The following is a 17,629-nucleotide window of genomic DNA, read 5'->3' on the forward strand; positions in this document are numbered from 1 at the left end:
GCGTCAATCCCGGCGACGCGGTCGGAGCGCGCTCGTAGGGTGGAGTCATGGCAGATCAGATCCACGTTCCGAACGTGTCACTCAACTCCGGCTTCGAGATCCCGCAGCTCGGCTACGGCGTCTTCAAGGTCGACCCGGCCGAGACCGAGCGTCTCGTCTCCGAGGCCTTCGAGGCGGGCTACCGCCACATCGACACCGCCGCGATCTACGGCAACGAGGAGGGCGTCGGCCGCGCCATCGCCGCGAGCGGCATCCCGCGTGACGAGCTGTTCATCACGACCAAGCTGTGGAACGACCGCCAGGGCGGCGATGAGCCTCGCAAGGCACTGTCCGAGAGCCTCGAGAAGCTCGGGCTCGACCACGTCGACCTCTACCTCGTACACTGGCCGGCCCCCGCCAACGGCAACTACGTCAACGCGTGGCAGAAGCTCATCGAGCTGCGCGACGCGGGCCACACCCGCTCGATCGGCGTCTCGAACCACCTCGTCGAGCACCTCGAGAAGATCCACGCCGAGACCGGTGTGCTGCCCGCCGTCAACCAGATCGAGCTGCACCCGGCCTACCAGCAGAAGGATGTCGTCGACTGGGCGACCGACAAGGGCGTGCGCATCGAGTCGTGGGGTCCGCTCGGCCAGGGCAAGTACGACCTGTTCGGCGCCGAGCCCGTCGCCGAGGCAGCCGCTGCGCACGGCAAGAGCCCAGCTCAGGTCGTGCTGCGCTGGCACCTGCAGCGTGGCTTCATCGTCTTCCCCAAGACGGTCAGCCGCGAGCGCATGGTCGAGAACGCATCGCTGTTCGACTTCGAGCTCACCACGGCGCAGGTCGACGCGATCTCGGCGCTCGATCCGGGCGACGGCTCGGGCCGCGTGAGCGCCCACCCCTCCGAGGTGAACTGACCTCGACCCCGATCGGGGGTTCGGCTTCGGGCGCAGTTCTCGGCATTCCGCGCAGGTTCTTCTGCGGCGGACGTCGGGAACTGCGCCCGATCCGCGTGCGGCCGCGCGTTTCGTAGGCTGGAGGCGTGGCATCCGTTCTCAACGTCTCGGCGTACCTCTTCACGCACATCGCCGATCCCGCCGCACTGCGCGAGGGGCTGCGCGAGCGTGCCGCGGGCGCGCGGCTCAAGGGCACGATCCTCTTGGCCGAAGAGGGCATCAACCTGTTCCTCGCCGGCGCCAAGAGCGATGTCCGGGGCTTCCTCGACCACCTGCGCGCCGACGAGCGCTTCGCAGCGCTGGCGGCCAAGGAGAGCTGGTCCGACGATCAGCCGTTCGGCCGGATGCTGGTGAAGGTCAAGCGCGAGATCATCCGCATGGACCGCCCCGCGATCCGCCCCGCCGCCGAACGCGCGCCCAGCGTGTCGCCCGACGACCTGCGGCGCTGGCTCGACCAGGGCCATGACGACACCGGCCGCGAGATCGTGCTGCTCGACACCCGCAACGCGTTCGAGGTCGACTACGGCACTTTCGCGGGCGCCGTCGACTGGCGGATCGAGCGGTTCACCCAGTTCCCGGATGCTGCGGCCGCGCATCGCGATCAGCTCGAGGGCAAGACGGTCGTCAGTTTCTGCACGGGCGGCATCCGCTGCGAGAAAGCTGCGATCGTCCTGCGCGAGGAGGGGGTCGACGCCTACCAGCTCGAGGGCGGGATCCTCGGCTACTTCGAGCACGCGGGCGGTGCGCACTGGAACGGCGAGTGCTTCGTCTTCGACGAGCGCGAGGCTCTCGCCCCCGATCTGACGGCGCGGCGCTGACGGTGGCGCGGATCGTCGTCCTCACCGGGGCCGGCATCTCCGCCGAGTCGGGCATCCGCACGTTCCGCGCCGCCGACGGGCTCTGGGAGGACCACCGCATCGAGGACGTCGCGACTCCCGAGGGCTATGCGGCCGACCCGGCTCTCGTCCACGCGTTCTACGACGAGCGTCGTCGCGCGGCGGCCGCCGCGGAGCCCAATGCGGCCCATCTCGCCCTCGCCGACCTCGAAGCACGGCGCCCGGGCGATGTGTTCATCGTCACGCAGAACATCGACGATCTGCACGAGCGTGCCGGGTCGGTGCGCGTCAGCCACATCCACGGCGAGCTCGCGTCGGCGCTCTGCGAGGCGTGCGGAGAGCGGACGCCGTGGCACGGCGACCTCGCCGGCGGGCCGCCCTGCCCCGTGTGCGGAGCCCGAGCGCTCCGGCCCGACGTGGTCTGGTTCGGCGAGGCGGTGTACGGGCTCGACGACATCTTCGACGCGGTGGCGCTGTGCGAGCAGTTCTGGGTGATCGGGACGTCGGGGGCGGTCACGCCCGCGGCATCCCTCGTCGCGGTGGCGGCGGAAGCCGGGGCCCGCACCGCTCTGCTGAACCTCGAGGCCTACGAGGACCTTCGCCTGTTCGACGACGTCGTGCTCGGCCCGGCGACGGCGACCGTTCCCGAGTGGGTCGCCCGCTTCTGACGGAGGTCGCGGGCGCGTCGGAGGTCGGCGGTAGCGTCATCGCATGGAACCGCATCGGCTCACGCGTGAGCAGGCGCGCCGCATCATCGTGCGGGCGCAGCTGCTCGAGGCAGACCGTCCCGGCGACGTCGTCGAGGTGGCCGAGCAGATCGGCGCCATCAAGATCGATCCGACGGCCGTCATCGCGCCCAGCGAGCAGGCCATCCCGTGGGCGAGGATCGGCTGGGGATATGAGCCGGGGCAGCTGACGAAGGCCGTCGAAGACGACCGACACCTCTTCGAGTACGCCGGATCGTTCCACCCCGCGAGCATGCTGCCCGCGATGCGCGTGCGGATGCGGATGCGTCCTGTGCGCGAGAGCACCGCGGCGTGGCTCGAGGCCAACAGCGCGTTCCGGGCCGACGTGCTGGCGCGCCTGCGCGCGGACGGACCGCTGCTGGCGGCCGACATCCCCGACACCGCCGCCGTGCCCGCCGGCAACGACAGCGGCTGGTACAGCGACAACCAGGTGCCGCGCATGCTCGATCTGCTCGAGCGCCTCGGCGAGGTCGCGGTCGTGGGGCGTGCCGGTCGGCTGCGCCGCTGGGATGTCGCCGAGCGGGCGCGTGGTCCCGAGCCCGCTGACCTGACCTACGACGAGGCGGGGGCGATCCTCGACGAGCGTCGCCTGCAGGGCGCGGGGCTCGCGCGGCAGAAGTCGTCGTGGTCGGGGGTCGGGATGGCCGGCGAGCCGGCCTCCGTCGAGGGCAGCACGTGGAAGTGGCGGGTCGACCCGCGGGCGCTCGAAGCCATCGACGACGACCCCGGCGGGAGGGTAGCGATCCTCAATCCGTACGACGGAATGCTGTTCGACCGGCCGCGACTGGTCGAGGCCTTCGATTTCACCTACAAGCTCGAGCAGTTCGTGCCGAAGGCGCAGCGCGTCTACGGCTACTTCGCGCATCCCATCCTCTGCGGTGACCGGTTCATCGGCCTCCTCGACGCGGCGCTCGACAAGCCGAAGGAGAACCTCGTCGTCGCGGCGCTGCACGAGCTCGTGCCCTGGGAGAGCGAGGAGCGCGAGATGGTCGAGGCGGAGATCCGCGATCTGGCCGAGTGGCTCGGGGTGCCCGTGCGCGGACTCGACTGACTCCGCCCCCGGCCTACCAGCCGACCGTCGAGGTCGCAAGTCGGTCGCGATGGCGCCGGTGACGGCGAAGCATGGTGACAGCCCCGCAATCGAAACGAAAGGAGCCGCCCATGGCTCGCATCATCGAGACCATCGACGTCGACGTTCCCGTCTCCGTCGCCTACAACCAGTGGACGCAGTTCGAGTCGTTCCCGCACTTCCTCAGCTTCGTCGAGTCGGTCACCCAGCTCGACGACGGCACGACCCACTGGAAGGTCAAGATCGGCGGGGCTGAGCGCGAGTTCACCGCGAAGATCACCGAGCAGCACCCCGACGAGCGTGTCGCCTGGAACAGCGTCGGCGGCAAGGACGAGCACGCCGGTGTCGTGACCTTCCACAAGCTCAGCGACAACGAGACCCGCGTCACGGTTCAGCTGGACTGGAAGCCCGAGGGCTTCGTCGAGTCGGTCGGCGCGGCCATCGGCATCGACGACCACGCCGTGAAGAAGGACCTCACGCGCTTCAAGGAGTTCATCGAGTCGCGCGGCACCGAGACCGGAGCCTGGCGCGGCGACATCGAGAACTGACCTCGACGCTGACGGCTACGACGAGAGGCCCCTCCGTTCGGCGGAGGGGCCTCTCGTCGCGCTGCGGGGTGGCTGCCGCTCAATCGCTGAGCTTGCGCAGCGCCGAACGCTTGTGGGCCGCCTGGTCGCCGCTCTTCTCCGACTCGACGATGAAGGCGGGCTCGTCGGCGGATGCTGTGAACTTCTGACCCGCGAACTGGAAGTCCTTCTCCTTCTTCTCGACGATCTTCCCCTGCGTCCGCCCTTGGGAGGTGTCCCAGCTGACGCGGTCGCCCTTCGACAGTTCCTGAGCCATGCCGGCTCCTTCCGTTGTGCTTCGGTTGCCGCGATCCTTCCGCCGGCCGGTGCCGGGGGAGAAGTCGTTGACACACCGGGGTCGGATGCGCCAGCACTCCCGTCGACCGGCCGCAGCCTGCGAGACTGCGGGCATGCGCACGATCGTCATCACGGGAGCCAGCGACGGAATCGGGGCGGCCGCGGCGCGGCGCCTCGCGCGAGAAGGGCATCGAGTCGTGCTCGTCGGGCGTTCGCCGGAGAAGACGCGGGCTCTCGCGAGCGAGCTCGGCGCGCCCTACCACCTGGCCGACTACGCCGAGCTCGCGCAGGTGCGTCGGCTCTCCGACGAGCTGCTCGAGGCCTATCCCCGCATCGACGTACTCGCCAACAATGCCGGCGGCATCTTCGGCCCGCGCGCTCTCACCGTGGACGGTTACGAGCAGACCTTTCAGGTCAATCACCTCGCCGGCTTCCTGCTGACGAACCTGTTGCTGGAGCGGCTCATCGAGAGCGAGGCATCCGTCATCCAGACGGCGAGTGTGGCGGCTCGCCTGTTCTCACGGTTCGACGTCACCGACCTGAACGCGGCGAAGCACTACTCGGGACGCATCGCCTACGGCAACGCCAAGCTCGCCGACATCCTGTTCACGCGGGAACTCCAGACCCGGTTCGGCGACCAGGGCATCTCGGCGGCCGCGTTCCACCCCGGCGTCGTCGCGACGCAGTTCGCCGCGAACGTTCCCGGCCCGCTCCGATGGGTCTACCACAACCCCCTCGCCCGGCGCCTGCTCACGACCACCGACGAGGGCGGCGCTCGACTGGTCTTCCTCGCCGACGGCATCCCCAACCGCGACTGGGTGCCTGGCGCCTACTACGAGAACGACCGTCCGACCCGTTCCCACCGCAATGCGACCGACGCCGACCTCGCCCGCGAGCTCTGGGACCGGAGTGCCGAGATGGTCGCCCTCGCCCGCTGACGCCGTCCGGGGAGGGCGCTGCGGTGCGCGAGTACGCACCGTCGCGCCGAAAACGCACCGGGCGGCGTGCGTTCTCGCGCGAACGGTGCGTGCTCGGTGGGGGATGCGCAAGGGGGTCGGCGGGGGCGAGGGGAGCGCATACCGTGGGGGCGAACGGGAGGACGACATGGTCGACAAGCGCAACGAGCCCCACGGACCCGAGCAGATGCCGGACCGCCACCCCCGGCCCGATCCCACCGATCTCACGAACCAGGCCAGCTTCCGACACGGATCCGCCTCGCGGTGGCTCGCGCCCGCGGGCGTCCTGGCCGCGGTCGCGATCGTGCTCTACGTGCTGGCATTCCAGCTGCAGACGGCGCTGCCCGCGGTTGGCATCATCTTCGCGGTCGTCGGCTGGGCGATGATGGTCGTCGCCGCCCGGTCGTCGGCCGATGCCCCCGTCCGCAATCGGCGGCTGGCCGTCGCGATGGGCATCCTCGCCGTGGGGTCTCTCGCGATCTTCGTGCTCATCTACATCACGGAGACGCTCTAGACCCCGCCGTCGCGCGACGCAAGCACCTCGGTCGTTCCGCGCCTGGCACCTACCGTGGTCGCATGGCGACGGCAGACGCAGCATCCGATCCCCGAGCGACCCGGTCGCACACCGCGCATCATCGGATCGTCGTGGTCGGCGGCGGCAACGGCGGGGTGTCCGCCGCGGCTCGACTGCAGCGGCGCGGACTCGATGACATCGCGCTGATCGAGCCGAAGGACGTCCACGAGTATCAGCCGCTGTTCTCGCACGTCGCCGGCGGCACCGCGCGCATCAGCGAGACGGTCCGGCCACAGCGCAGCGTCATCCCCGACGGCGTCCGGTGGATCCAGGATGCCGTCGTCTCGGTCGACCCGCGCCGATCGGTCGTCCGCCTGATCTCGGGCGACGAGATCGGCTACGACCACCTCGTCCTCAGCCCCGGGATGCAGAAGGACTGGGCGAGCGTTCCGGGCCTCGCCGAGTCGATCGGCACGGGCGACGTCACCACGCACTACGAGGGCGACCTCGCGGCGCGCACGTCGCTGCGCCTGCGCGATCTGCGGCAGGGCACCGTCGTCTTCACGCAGCCCGCAGGCCCCGCCTCCTGTGCGGGTGCCTCGCAGAAACCCATGTACCAGGCGTGCGATTACTGGCAGCGCACCGGTGTGCTCGACGACATCCGAGTCGTCCTCGTCGTGCCGGAGAGCACCGTGTTTGGCATCCCCGCCTTCGACCACGAGATCCAGCGGGCGATCGACCGTTACGGCATCGAGCTGCGGACGCAGAGCGCGTTGATCGAGGTGGATGCCGCGGCATCCGAAGTCGTCATCGGCTCGCCCTCCGGCATCGAACGCCTCCGGTTCGATCTCATCAACGTGGTGCCGCCGCAGTCGGCACCCGACTGGATCCGCGCCTCGGGTCTGGCAGCGGACGGCGATGCTGACGGGTTCGTCGACGTCGACCCCGAGACCCTCCGCCACACGCGCTTCGGCAACGTGTGGGCCATCGGTGACGCCGCCGCGACGACGAACTCGAAGAGCGGGGGAGCGCTGCGCAAGCAGACCATGGTGCTCGCGAAGAACCTCGCGGCCGTCGCCTCGGGTGGCGAACCCCGTGCGCGGTACGACGGCTACGGCGTATGCCCGATGACGGTGTCGCGTTCGAGCGTCGTGTGGGCCGAGTTCGGGTCCTCCGGCGAGCTCATGCCGACGATTCCCTTCTTCCGCCGCATGTACCGCGAGAGCGCGCTGTCGTGGTTCTTCGACCGGCGCGTGCTGCCCTGGGTCTACTGGAACCTCATCCTCACCGGGAGGGCGTGACGCCCGCGGCATCGTGGTCGGGGTCGCTGCCCGCCGCGGGCGTGCGCTCCACCGTCAGCCGCGCGCGGGCCACGAGGATGCCGGCGATCAGCGCGCCGAGTCCACCCACGGCCATGTCGCCGATCGTGTCGTCGTAGGTCACGAGGATGGAGTCGACAAAGGCTTTGCCGACCCACTCCACGATCTCCCAGAGGGCTGCGAAGGCGAGACCGAACGCCGTCGTGACGATGAGGCCGGTCCGCCGCCGGAAGCCCGCGGTGCCGGGGAGCGGCACGACCGAGACGCGAGCCGCTGCGATATAGGCGAGCGCGGCGAGGACGCCCGTGCACACGAGGTGCACCGGGATGTCCCACGGCGGGACGCTGCGGTACAGATCGACGACGTTGCTCCACGCCGCCACCAGGACCGTGATGCCGCACAGGATGTCGAATGCGGGACGGACGCCGACGAACCGCGGTGCGACGAGTGCGGGAAGGGCGAAGGCGAGGATGCCGGCGTCCGTGGGCTCGAACCACAGCACCGCGACCACGATGCTGAGGACGCCGCACAGCCGCACCGCGTCCGCGGCGACAGCGCTCGTGGTGCGGGGCGGCCGGAGGAAGTTGTCGATCATGACGGGCCGGCTCACGACTGCTCCCTGCTCAGGCGGAGGAGGATGTGCATCCCGAGATGATCGGAGGGCGCGGCGCCGTCGATCGTCCGGGTGTCGACCGCGGCGCGCATGACGCGGGTGCGCCGGTCGACGGCGATCCAGTCGATCGGTCCTTTCCGCACGCGCGGCGGGTGATAACCGCCGTAGGTGTCCCAGAGCGGGGTCGTCCGCACCCGTGCCGTCTGCCACGCATCCACCAGGTCGCCGCTGAACAATGCGGCGAGAGGCGCGGACCCCGGGCCGGCGTTCATATCGCCCATGACCACCACCGGCCCCGTCATCTCGGCTGCCAGGTCGTGCAGGAGCCACGCCGAGCGCAGCCGTGATCGAGCGGAGAACACGTCGAGATGGGTGTTGAGAACGGTCAGGTCGCTGCCGGTGACCCGATCGCGGAAGGCGGCGCGGACCACCACCCGCGGCACGGGATTGCCCCACGACATCGACCCCGCGACCTCGGGCGTCTCGGAGAGAGCGAGCTGCTCGTGGTCCGCGAGCTCCAGCCGCTCGCTGTCGAAGAAGATCGGGCAGCCTTCGCCGCGGCCGTCGGCGCCCCGCCCGTGACCGATGAAGCGGTAGGTCGTGCCGAGCGAGGCCCGCACCAGATCCGCCTGATCGGGCATCGCCTCCTGCGTTCCGAGGATGGCGGGCGGGTCGGCGTGGAGCACCGTCGCGAGGCGCCGGCCCCGCACCGACCAGCGGTCGTTCGGGGGCCAGGTGGGGCCGTCGATGCGCCGCCGGATGTTCCAGGTCGCGACGTGGAGGTCGTCGGGATGCATTTCGTCGAGGCCGAACATGCGCGGCATCGCCGCAGCCGTGCCCGTCGAGACCGTCATGGGCTGACCTGCGCGGATAGCGCCGACGCGGGCCGCTCCGCAGCCGAGTGCTGCGCGCGGCGGAGCCGTCGGGCGACGCGGCGGTGCGGCAGCTCGTCCGGCCAGTGGGTGAGGACGGTGCGGAAGCCGCGGGCGATACGCGTGCGGAAGGCGCGCCCGTCGTCGAAGGGGCGCATCGAGATCCCCATGTCGGCACGGCGCGAGTACGCGATGCGGTGTCGCCCGCCGAGGTGGAACGCGAGGTCGAAGTCGTCGTGCACCTCCGCGTCGCCGCGGTGGACTTCCGTCCGTACGCTGCGCCAGGCCGCGCGACGGAAGGCGAGGTTGGAGCCGAACAACGGCAGGTGGCCGAGAGCGGCGAAGCCCAGCAGCGCATAGAGCCCCAGGTACGTCGCTGCGAGGGGGACCCGCAGGGCGCGGGGCCCGTCGATGAAGTGCGCGGCGCCGGTCAGGACATCGACGTCAGACCGCTGGGCGAAGTCGCGGCGGAAGTCGGCGACCCACGTCGGATCCGGAAGCGAATCGGCGTCCAGGCGCAGCACGAGATCGCCGGTCGCATGGTCGTAGCCGGTGGCGGCCGCCGCGGGGATACCGGCGGTCATGCACTCGACGACCCGCGCACCAGCGGCTCGCGCGACCTCGGCGGAGTCGTCGCGTGAACCGTTGTCGACGACGACGATCTCATCGGGCTGCTCGGACTGCTGGGCGAGAGCGCGCAGACACCGCCGCAGCATCACAGCATCGTCTTTCACCGGGATCACGACCGAGACGGTCGGACGGTGCAGCGGGGGCCGGCGTTCGAGTGTCATCGGACCTCACGCTACGGCGGGCGGGGGAGCGGCGGGAGCGGCTTGACAGTGCTCCGGCTCGCCGTCAATGACATGCTGGAGGTATGCCTCAGCAGAGCGATCTCCTCGCCGTCCTCGTCGATGCCGACAACGTCTCGCCATCGCGGATCGGCGGAGTGCTCGCCGAGATCGCCACCTACGGCACCGCCTCGGTCAAGCGCGTGTACGGCGACTGGACCAAGTCGCAGCTGCGCGGATGGAAGGATGCCGCGAGCGAGCACGTCATCCAGCCGATGCAGCAGTTCGACAACACGACGGGCAAGAACGCGACCGACAGTGCGCTGATCATCGATGCGATGGATCTGCTGTACACGCGCCGGTTCCAGGGCTTCTGCATCGTCTCGAGCGACAGCGACTTCACGCGCCTCGCCTCGCGCATCCGCGAGGAGGGTGTGACCGTCTACGGCTTCGGCGAGCGGAAGACGCCCGAGGCCTTCCGCAACGCCTGCGATCAGTTCACCTACCTCGAGGTGCTCGGAGTCGTCGACGAGAAGGATGCCGCCCGCTCGACGACGGCTGAGCGCTGGACGTCCGCGGCGCTGCGCGGCGATGCGCGCCTCGTGGCTCTCCTCCGGAGCGCCGTCGAGACGGCTTCCGCCGATGACGGCTGGTCCGACCTCGGGACGGTGGGTCAGCTCATGCGCAAGCAGCAGCCCGACTTCGACCCCCGCAACTGGGGTTACGCGAAACTCTCGGATCTCGTGCGGGCGGTCGGGCTGTTCACGATCGAGTCGAAGCCGGGCGGGATGTCGCTGCGCCCGAAGGACGCAGCGGGCGTGAAGGGCTCCGACGACACCCCTGCGGATGCGTCCGCGAAGGGGCGCGGCGACGCTCGCGGCGAGGCCGAAGCCGGGACGACCGGCGGTCGCTCGCGGCGCAAGCCGTCCCGCGCCAAGAGCGCCGCGCAGGGCGCCGAGCCGCCGGCCCCGGAGGTCGCCGCTGAGGCGCCTGACGAGGACTCGCCGGCGACGGCTCCGGCGGAACCGACGAGCGGATCGACGCCGCGCAACCGTCGTCCGATGATCGAGCAGCTCACGCTGGGCGCAGCCCTGGATGCGGCTCTCGACGCGGTCTCGTCCGCGGCGCGCGGCAACGCCGCAGCGTCCGCAGCGCCGTCAGAGAGCGCGGAGACGGCGGCCGGCGTGGCAACGATCGAGCCCGCGCCGGCATCCGACGCGACCGAGACGTCGGACGTCGCGAGCACTGACGAGCCGGCGGTTTCGGCTGACGCCGCTCCGGTCACGGATGAGGCGCCCGCCGCGGGCCGGGCCGGGAAGAAGACCGGCGGGAGGACAGCGGCGAAGACGAGCGCGAAGTCCGAAGCGGAGACGACGTCGGCGACCGGCGAGTCGAAGACCCGGACCCCTCGCAGAACCGGTGCCCGCACCGCCGCGAAGCGCGCGACGGACGCCGACGCGTCGACGGAGACGCAGACGGACGAGGCTGCGCCGGCTCCGAGCACCGATGCGGCGTCCGCCCCCGCGGCTGACGTCGATCCCGTCGCCGAGTCCGTTCCGGCTGAGACCGAGCCGTCGACCGACGCCCCGGTTCGGCCGAAGCGCGCTTCGCGGAGCCGGGCCGCCGCTCCGAAGACACCGTCGGATGAAGCCGCCCCCGAAGCCGAAGCCGGGGCCGAAGCCGAGGCGCCCACTCGGCCGAAGCGGGCACCCCGCAGCCCGAAGGCTCCGGTGACGGACGCTCCCGCAGAGCCCGCCGTGGAGCCGCGCGCCGAAGAGCCCGCGGCGGCAGCCGCCCCCGTCAAGCGGACGCCGCGCCGGGCATCACGCCCCGGTTCATCCGCGAGCTGATCCGCAGGTCACCGCGGGTCAGCCGCGGCTGCGGCGCAGCGCTGCGGCGACCGTACGCCGGCGTCGCCGGGCCGGGACGACGGGGACCGGCTGCGTGACCACCGCATCGACGACCATCGATCCGCTCGCGGGGCCGACGACCGGAACGGGAGTCGTCGCCGCGCTGATGTGATCCGCGCGTGCGACCGGCATGCTCGCGAGTTCGCGACGCGCTCGCAGGTAGGCCGGGATCAGGATGGCGGTGGCACCGAGCCAGGCGAGGGGGTTGCTCCACGCGACCCCCGCGAAACCGATGAGCGCGCCGAGCACGACAGCGGCTCCGGCGCGCATGAAGAGCTCGACGATTCCGGTGATGGTCGGTACGAGAGTGTGGCCGAGGCCCTGCAGCGCCCCGCGGAGCACGAACAGGACGCCCAGCGCCGTATAGGTCGCGCCGTTGATGATCAGCATGAGGGCGGCGAGCGAGACCACGTCGTCCGAGCCGTCACCGACGAACAGTCGGACGAGCGGCGCCCCGAGAGTGATGAGCACCGCGCCGAGTCCGACGGCGCCGATCACGGCCATCCACGTCGCCTGTGCGACGCCCTGGCGGATGCGGTCGGGACGTCCACCGCCGTAGTTCTGCGCGACGAACATCGAGACGGCGAGTCCCAGCGACTGCAGCAGAGCGATCGCGAGCCCGTCGACGCGTGAAGCGGTCGTATAGGCGGCGACGGCGTCGGCGCCGAGCTCGTTCAGGCGCACCTGCACCGCGAGCGTGCCGATCGCGATGATCGACGCCTGGAAACCCATCGGCAGTCCGAGTCGCAGGTGCAGGGCGAGGTCGGCGCGCGTGATGCGCCAGTCGGCGCGCCGCATGCGCAGGACCGGGATGCGGCGGCGGATGTAGTCGAGGCACAGCCCGACCGACAACGCCTGCGACACGACCGTCGCCAGGGCGGCGCCACCGACGCCCCATCCGAGCGGCCCGACCATCAGCACGACGAGCACGACGTTGAAGACGCATGCCACCGTCAGGAAGATCAGCGGAGTGCGGGAGTCGCCGATCGCGCGGATGATCGCCGCCAGGTAGTTGAAGAACATCGTCGCCCCGGCGCCGAGGAAGCTGACGACGGCGAAGGTCGTCGCATCGTCGAGGAGCTCGGGGGGAGTCTGGAGCAGTTCGAGCAGGGGACGCGACAGGAACGGGGCCACGACGGTGAGGACGACGCTCGTCATCGCGGTCAGCGCGGCGCCGGCCGCGACCGACCGGCGGACCGCGGCGTGATCGCCCGCGCCGAAGGCCTGCGCCGTCGGGATTGCGAATCCGGAGGTGAGTCCCCACGCGAACCCGATGAGCAGGAACAGCATCGAACCCGTCGCGCCGACGGCGGCGAGAGAGTCGACGCCGAGCCAGCGCCCGACCACGACCGCATCGACGATGTGGTACATCTGCTGCACCACGTTGCCGATCAGGAGAGGCACCGAGAACGCGAGGATGACGCGCCAGGGGCTGCCGGTGGTGAGGGTGCGGGACATCGCGGTGGCCTTCGAGAAGATGCGGGCACGACAACGGCGGCGCCGGAGCGCCGCCGTCAATCAGTGTATCGAATCGATTCGAGATGCGCCAAGGGATATCCCGCATGCGCGCTCGCGGTGTCAGCGGGAGGACCCCTTGCGGGGCTTCAGGAACGCGCCGTCCTCCTGCTTCTCGCGCTTGGCCGCGCGTTTTTCTTTCAACGACAATTGCGGCGCCTTTTTGTCGCCTCGTGTGCGTGGTGTCTTGCTCGACATGAGAACTCGCTTCCCCTCGTGGCTGGCGTGTGACTCCCGACCATAGCCCGGAAGAAAAAGAAGTCAAATCCGCTTTTCGGGCCGCCTCGGCGCAGCTTGCTTTTCTGTGTGGACTGGCTATGGTGGGTGGTCACCGCCCCGTCGTCTCGCCCTTGCAGGCTTGAGGCCGGGGTTTTTCGCGCACCAGAAAAGTCAGAACGGAAGAAAAATGGAAAAGACCGCCGACGCGACGTCGAGCGACGTTCGAATGCGCCTCGAAGCGCTGCTCGCCGAACGCCGCGAGCTGCTGCAGGATATCGAGCCGCGCGCGGTTCCCTCCGTCGACCCGGTGGCATATCAGACCGCCGCATCGCATCGCGCCACGATCACCCTGATCACCGAGGCGCTGGATCGCGTCGGCGCGGGCTCGTACGGGCGATGCGTCGGATGCGGCCGCGCGATCGCGCCGGCACGCCTGGAAGCGGTGCCCTACGCTCCCGCGTGCATCGAGTGTCAGAGCCGGGCCGAGACGGCCTAGGGCTGTCAGGCGCCGGGCAGTGTCACGCGGACGATCAGGCCCCCGCCCTCACGCGGGGTGATCCGCAGATCGCCGCGATGGCTGCGGACGATGGCCGAGACGATCGTCAGTCCGAGACCGACCCCCCGGTCGGATGCCGCGCGGGTCCGGTCTCCCGCGCGCACGAACGGCTCCGTGAGCGTTGCGACGCGAGCCGGATCGAGGTCGGGACCGGTGTTGGCGATCTCGAGCAGCGCTGAGCCATCGGGTGCCGTCCGGGTGCGTACGGCGACCTCGCCCCCGTCCGGGAGATTGTGGATCAGGGCATTGGCGACGAGGTTCGACACCAGCTGCCGGAGGAGGGCGGCGTTCCCGCGCGCCGTGGCCGGCCCCCGCTCCTCGCGCATGCTCGGTGACCCTCCACGGGCCGCCTCATCCGCGCCGTCGCGTGCGTCCGCGACGACCTGCTCGACCAGGGCTGCGAGGTCGACCGGCGCGAAGTCGAGGCCGGATCGTCCGGCGCGCGCGAGGTCGAGCAGGGCCTCCGTCGTGGCGATCGCCCGCTCATTCGTCTCGGCGACCCTGCTCAGGACGAGGTCGACGTCGCGCCCGTCCGGATCGGCGCGCGCCACCTCGACGATCGTCCGGATGACGGCATGCGGGGTGCGCAGCTCGTGCGACGCGTTCGCCGCGAACCGCGACTCCTCTGCGACGGCGCGTTCGATCCGGTCGAGCATGTCGTCGAATGCGTCGGCGAGGTCGGTCAGCTCGTTCCGGCGTCCGCGCAGCGCGATTCGGCGGTGAAGCGTTCCGGCATCGGCCCGGCCGACCACTTCGGTGACCCGTCCGAGCGGAGCGAGCATCCACCCCGCGAGGAACCAGCCGCCGACGAATCCGACGACGAGGAGGGCGGCCAGAGCCCACCACGCGTACTTGACGAAGACGTCGGTGAGGTCGCCGCGTCCGGGCGCCCACCCGCCCGTCGACTGGCTGAACAGGTCGCCGCTCGGCACGAACCGCAGGGCCAGCAGCCCGACGCCGAAGAGCACCGCGCCCGCGACGATCAGGAACCCGGCGTAGCTGAGGGTGAGTGAGACCCGCAGGGAGAGCCCGCGGCGGCGGGCGATCACAGCGCGGGTTCCGACATCCGGTATCCGACACCCGGCACGGTCTCGATGACCCAGGGCTCGCCGAGCCGTTTGCGGAGCGTGGAGATCGTGATGCGGACCGCGTTCGTGAACGGGTCCGCGTTCTCGTCCCAGGCGCGTTCGAGCAACGCCTCGGCGCTGATGACACCACCGCCGGCGCTGAGGAGCACCTCGAGCACGGCGAACTGCTTGCGTGTCAGCGCGATGTACCGTCCATCGCGGTAGACCTCGCGGCGGAAGGGATCGAGCCTCACGCCGCCGAACTCGCTGATCGGGGGAGCGGAGCTGGCCGAGCGCCGCGCCAGCGCACGCAGTCGCAGCACGAGCTCGCGCATCGCGAACGGCTTGGTCAGGTAGTCGTCGGCACCGGACTCGAAGCCCGACGCCTTGTCGTCCAGCCGATCGGCCGCGGTCAGCATGAGGATGCGGGGCGCCCCGGTCTGCTGGGAGAGGTGGCGCGCGATCTCGTCACCGTTCGGGCCGGGGATGTCGCGGTCGAGCACGACCACGTCGTACGCGGTGATCGCCAGCTGCTCGAGCGCGGTATCGCCGTCGGCGGCGAGGTCGGCCGAGATGGCCTCGAGGCGGAGGCCGTCGCGGATCGCCTCGGCGAGGAAGAGCTCGTCCTCGACGATCAGCACACGCATGGCCTCAGGATAGGCGGGCGCATGTATCGCGGGCGTATGCGGAATCGGCGACACCGGTGCAACATCCGCTCTCGTCCACTGGGAGCATGAGCACTTCCTCCGCCCCGGTTCCGACCCGCCCGCTCGCGCTGCCGACGACCGAATCCGGACGGCGGGTGACTTTCGTGCCGCCGCGCCCGCGAGCGCGCACATCCCGTCGCGTTCGCCGTCGCCGCCTCGCCCTCGGCGCGGTTGCCGTCGCGGGTGCGGTCGCCCTCGGCGCGTCCGCCATCGGTGCGCTCGCCGGTTCATCGGGTCTTCAGCTGCCGCCGATGCCGCCGGTCTTCCCGGGCGCGGTCTTCACGCCGTCGGCCGACGACGGGTTCATCGACGACGGCGTGCAGGTGAGTCTGTGGGATGACGACCTGCCGGCCATCTCGCGACTCGACCCGGAGCTGCTGGCGGCGATGCGCGCCGCCGAGGCGCGTGCCGCGGACGACGGCATCCGCCTGGGCGTGACGAGCGGATGGCGCAGCGCGGCGTATCAGCAGTGGCTCCTCGACGACCGCATCGCTTCGGTGGGGGAGGAGACCGCCCGCGCCTACGTCGCCACCCCCGAGCAGTCGCGTCACGTCAGCGGCGACGCCATCGACATCGGGCCGGTCGACGCGCAGTACTGGCTGATCTCGTACGGCTCGGAGTTCGGCATCTGCCAGACCTACGGCAACGAGCCGTGGCATTTCGAGTTGGCGACCACGCCGGGATCGGAGTGCCCGCCGATGCGCACCGATGCCAACGGCTGAGCCCGGGCCGCGGCGGCGGGTGCGCCTACGATCGAGGGAGCCCCTCAACGATCCAGGAGTCACCGTGTCCGCCGTCACCGCCGCCGCCCGCTCCCACGCCGACGACCTCGCCGAGTTCGTCGCCGCGTCGCCGTCGAGCTTCCATGCCGCTGCCGAGGTGGCGCGACGCCTCACCGCAGCCGGTTTCACCGCGCTGGCGGAAGACGAGCAGTGGCCGGAACAACCGGGCGGGCGCTACCTCGTGGTGCGCGACGGCGCCGTGCTCGCGTGGATCGTGCCGGCAGCGGCGACCGCGGTGACGCCCGTCCGGGTGTTCGGCGCGCACAGCGACTCGCCCGCCTTCAAGCTCAAGCCCCGCCCCACCACCGGCCGGCTCGGCTGGCTGCAAGCCGGGGTCGAGGTCTACGGCGGACCGCTGCTCAACTCGTGGCTCGACCGCGAGCTGCGGCTGGCCGGCCGCCTCGTGCTCGACGACGGCACCGCGGTGCTCACCGCGACGGGCCCGCTCCTCCGCCTGCCGCAGCTCGCCATCCACCTCGACCGCGAGGCGAACGACCACCTCGCCCTCGACAAGCAGACGCAGACGCAGCCGGTGTGGGGGCTCGGGTCCGCCGACTCCGCCGACCTGCTCGGCGAGCTCGCCCGCGAGGCGGGAGTGGATGCCGCCCGCATCCGCGGCTACGACGTCGTGACGGCCGATGCCGCCCGGGGCTCGGTCTTCGGCGCGGGGGACGTCTTCTTCGCAGCCGGTCGGCTGGATGACCTCGCCTCCGTCCATGCCGGAGTCGTCGCGCTGGAGCGAGCCGCCGGAGGCTTCGACGCCGGGCACATCGCGATGCTCGCCGTCTTCGACCACGAGGAGGTCGGGTCGGCGACCCGCTCGGGTGCGGCCGGTCCCTTCCTCGCCGATGTCATCGAGCGCATCCAGCTCGGCCTCGGTGCCGATCGCGAGGAGGGGATGCGCGCCCTGGCGGCATCCTGGTGCGTCTCGAGCGACGTCGGGCACTCGGTGCACCCGAACTACGCCCACAAGCACGACCCCGTCGTACTGCCGGTGCTCGGATCGGGGCCGATCCTGAAGATCAACGCCAACCAGCGGTACGCGACGGACGGCGTCGGGGCCGCCGCATGGAACGGCTGGTGCGACGCGGCGGGCGTGCGCAGCCAGGAGTTCGTGTCGAACAACAGCGTGCCCTGCGGGTCGACGATCGGGCCGATCACCGCCACGCGGCTCGGCATCCGCACCGTCGACGTGGGGATCCCGATCCTCTCGATGCACTCGGCGCGCGAACTCGCCGGGGTCTCCGACCTGCACGATCTCTCGCTCGTGGCCGAGGAGCTGTTCCGCCGGTAGAATCGAGCAGTCCGCGGCGCCGGCCCGGACGAAGCGATGCAACTACCTGCTGACGGAGCAAGGCGGCA

20 protein-coding genes are annotated in these 17,629 nt (G+C 70.8%); 12 read left to right on the forward strand and 8 right to left on the reverse strand.

Annotation, left to right across the window (positions count from 1 at the left end):
- Positions 1–47 precede the first annotated feature (47 nt).
- The 5 genes from DO944_RS00235 (at position 48) to DO944_RS00255 (ending at position 4,134) form a co-directional block, all read left to right on the forward strand.
- Positions 48–896, forward strand: a complete 849-nt coding sequence (locus DO944_RS00235; protein ID WP_112613589.1) for an aldo/keto reductase — start codon at positions 48–50, stop codon at positions 894–896.
- A gap of 125 nt (positions 897–1,021) precedes the next feature.
- A complete protein-coding gene (locus DO944_RS00240; RefSeq protein ID WP_112613591.1) occupies positions 1,022–1,753 on the forward strand; it encodes a sulfurtransferase in 732 nt (243 codons plus the stop codon).
- 2 nt (positions 1,754–1,755) lie between these two features.
- Positions 1,756–2,439, forward strand: a complete 684-nt coding sequence (locus DO944_RS00245; protein WP_112613593.1) for an NAD-dependent deacylase — start codon at positions 1,756–1,758, stop codon at positions 2,437–2,439.
- A 43-nt stretch (positions 2,440–2,482) separates the two neighbouring features.
- A complete protein-coding gene (locus DO944_RS00250) occupies positions 2,483–3,568 on the forward strand; it encodes a DNA glycosylase AlkZ-like family protein (protein WP_112613595.1) in 1,086 nt (361 codons plus the stop codon).
- A 110-nt stretch (positions 3,569–3,678) separates the two neighbouring features.
- Positions 3,679–4,134 (forward strand): SRPBCC family protein, encoded by a 456-nt coding sequence (locus tag DO944_RS00255; RefSeq protein WP_023951935.1) that lies wholly within the window; start codon positions 3,679–3,681, stop codon positions 4,132–4,134.
- Between the two features lie 79 nt (positions 4,135–4,213).
- Here the strand turns inward: DO944_RS00255 and DO944_RS00260 are convergent, their stop codons facing one another.
- A complete protein-coding gene (locus tag DO944_RS00260; RefSeq protein WP_112613597.1) occupies positions 4,214–4,429 on the reverse strand; it encodes a DUF2945 domain-containing protein in 216 nt (71 codons plus the stop codon).
- A 133-nt stretch (positions 4,430–4,562) separates the two neighbouring features.
- Here DO944_RS00260 and DO944_RS00265 point away from each other — a divergent pair, with 133 nt between their 5' ends.
- The 3 genes from DO944_RS00265 (at position 4,563) to DO944_RS00275 (ending at position 7,220) form a co-directional block, all read left to right on the forward strand.
- Entirely contained in the window at positions 4,563–5,387 is an 825-nt protein-coding gene (locus DO944_RS00265; protein ID WP_112613599.1) for an SDR family NAD(P)-dependent oxidoreductase, read from the forward strand.
- Between the two features lie 166 nt (positions 5,388–5,553).
- On the forward strand, positions 5,554–5,919 hold the full coding sequence (locus DO944_RS00270) for a hypothetical protein (protein WP_112613601.1): 366 nt from the start codon (positions 5,554–5,556) through the stop codon (positions 5,917–5,919).
- Between the two features lie 62 nt (positions 5,920–5,981).
- A complete protein-coding gene (locus DO944_RS00275; protein ID WP_112613603.1) occupies positions 5,982–7,220 on the forward strand; it encodes an NAD(P)/FAD-dependent oxidoreductase in 1,239 nt (412 codons plus the stop codon).
- Here DO944_RS00275 and DO944_RS00280 read toward each other — a convergent pair.
- Genes DO944_RS00280 through DO944_RS00290 form a run of 3 tightly spaced genes read right to left on the reverse strand, consistent with a single transcriptional unit; the run spans position 7,204 to position 9,514 of the window.
- On the reverse strand, positions 7,204–7,848 hold the full coding sequence (locus DO944_RS00280) for a hypothetical protein (RefSeq protein ID WP_258524520.1): 645 nt from the start codon (positions 7,846–7,848) through the stop codon (positions 7,204–7,206). The two genes, DO944_RS00275 and DO944_RS00280, sit on opposite strands and share 17 nt — an antisense overlap.
- Complete coding sequence (locus DO944_RS00285; RefSeq protein WP_112613605.1) at positions 7,845–8,705, reverse strand: endonuclease/exonuclease/phosphatase family protein; 861 nt, start codon at positions 8,703–8,705, stop codon at positions 7,845–7,847. Before DO944_RS00285 ends, DO944_RS00280 begins: the two co-directional genes overlap by 4 nt.
- Positions 8,702–9,514: a glycosyltransferase family 2 protein gene (locus tag DO944_RS00290; protein WP_112613607.1), complete on the reverse strand. Its 813-nt coding sequence runs from the start codon at positions 9,512–9,514 to the stop codon at positions 8,702–8,704. Before DO944_RS00290 ends, DO944_RS00285 begins: the two co-directional genes overlap by 4 nt.
- An 83-nt stretch (positions 9,515–9,597) precedes the next feature.
- Between DO944_RS00290 and DO944_RS00295 the strand changes: the two genes are divergently transcribed.
- On the forward strand, positions 9,598–11,361 hold the full coding sequence (locus DO944_RS00295) for an NYN domain-containing protein (protein WP_112613609.1): 1,764 nt from the start codon (positions 9,598–9,600) through the stop codon (positions 11,359–11,361).
- Positions 11,362–11,379: 18 nt separating this feature from the next.
- On the opposite strand, the gene DO944_RS00300 is transcribed toward DO944_RS00295, so the two are convergent.
- Positions 11,380–12,879, reverse strand: coding sequence for an MATE family efflux transporter (locus DO944_RS00300; RefSeq protein WP_112613611.1), 1,500 nt, complete (start codon positions 12,877–12,879; stop codon positions 11,380–11,382).
- 120 nt (positions 12,880–12,999) lie between these two features.
- Entirely contained in the window at positions 13,000–13,134 is a 135-nt protein-coding gene (locus DO944_RS15805) for a hypothetical protein (RefSeq protein ID WP_258524521.1), read from the reverse strand.
- 208 nt (positions 13,135–13,342) lie between these two features.
- On the opposite strand from DO944_RS15805, the gene DO944_RS00305 reads away from it, so the two are divergent.
- Positions 13,343–13,651 carry a TraR/DksA family transcriptional regulator gene (locus tag DO944_RS00305; protein WP_112613613.1) on the forward strand — a complete coding sequence of 103 codons (309 nt, stop codon included), beginning with the start codon at positions 13,343–13,345 and terminating at the stop codon, positions 13,649–13,651.
- A 5-nt stretch (positions 13,652–13,656) separates the two neighbouring features.
- On the opposite strand, the gene DO944_RS00310 is transcribed toward DO944_RS00305, so the two are convergent.
- Together DO944_RS00310 and DO944_RS00315 are read right to left on the reverse strand one after the other, a co-directional pair.
- On the reverse strand, positions 13,657–14,760 hold the full coding sequence (locus DO944_RS00310) for a HAMP domain-containing sensor histidine kinase (protein ID WP_309300082.1): 1,104 nt from the start codon (positions 14,758–14,760) through the stop codon (positions 13,657–13,659).
- Positions 14,757–15,425, reverse strand: a complete 669-nt coding sequence (locus DO944_RS00315; RefSeq protein ID WP_112613615.1) for a response regulator transcription factor — start codon at positions 15,423–15,425, stop codon at positions 14,757–14,759. Before DO944_RS00315 ends, DO944_RS00310 begins: the two co-directional genes overlap by 4 nt.
- Positions 15,426–15,511: 86 nt before the next feature.
- On the opposite strand from DO944_RS00315, the gene DO944_RS00320 reads away from it, so the two are divergent.
- On the forward strand, positions 15,512–16,207 hold the full coding sequence (locus DO944_RS00320; RefSeq protein WP_112613617.1) for a M15 family metallopeptidase: 696 nt from the start codon (positions 15,512–15,514) through the stop codon (positions 16,205–16,207).
- Positions 16,208–16,271: 64 nt separating this feature from the next.
- Positions 16,272–17,561: a M18 family aminopeptidase gene (locus DO944_RS00325; RefSeq protein ID WP_258524522.1), complete on the forward strand. Its 1,290-nt coding sequence runs from the start codon at positions 16,272–16,274 to the stop codon at positions 17,559–17,561.
- Positions 17,562–17,629: the final 68 nt, after the last annotated feature.

Origin of the sequence: Microbacterium sp. SMR1 (assembly GCF_003289625.1) — a bacterium.
GTDB lineage: Bacteria > Actinomycetota > Actinomycetes > Actinomycetales > Microbacteriaceae > Microbacterium > Microbacterium plantarum.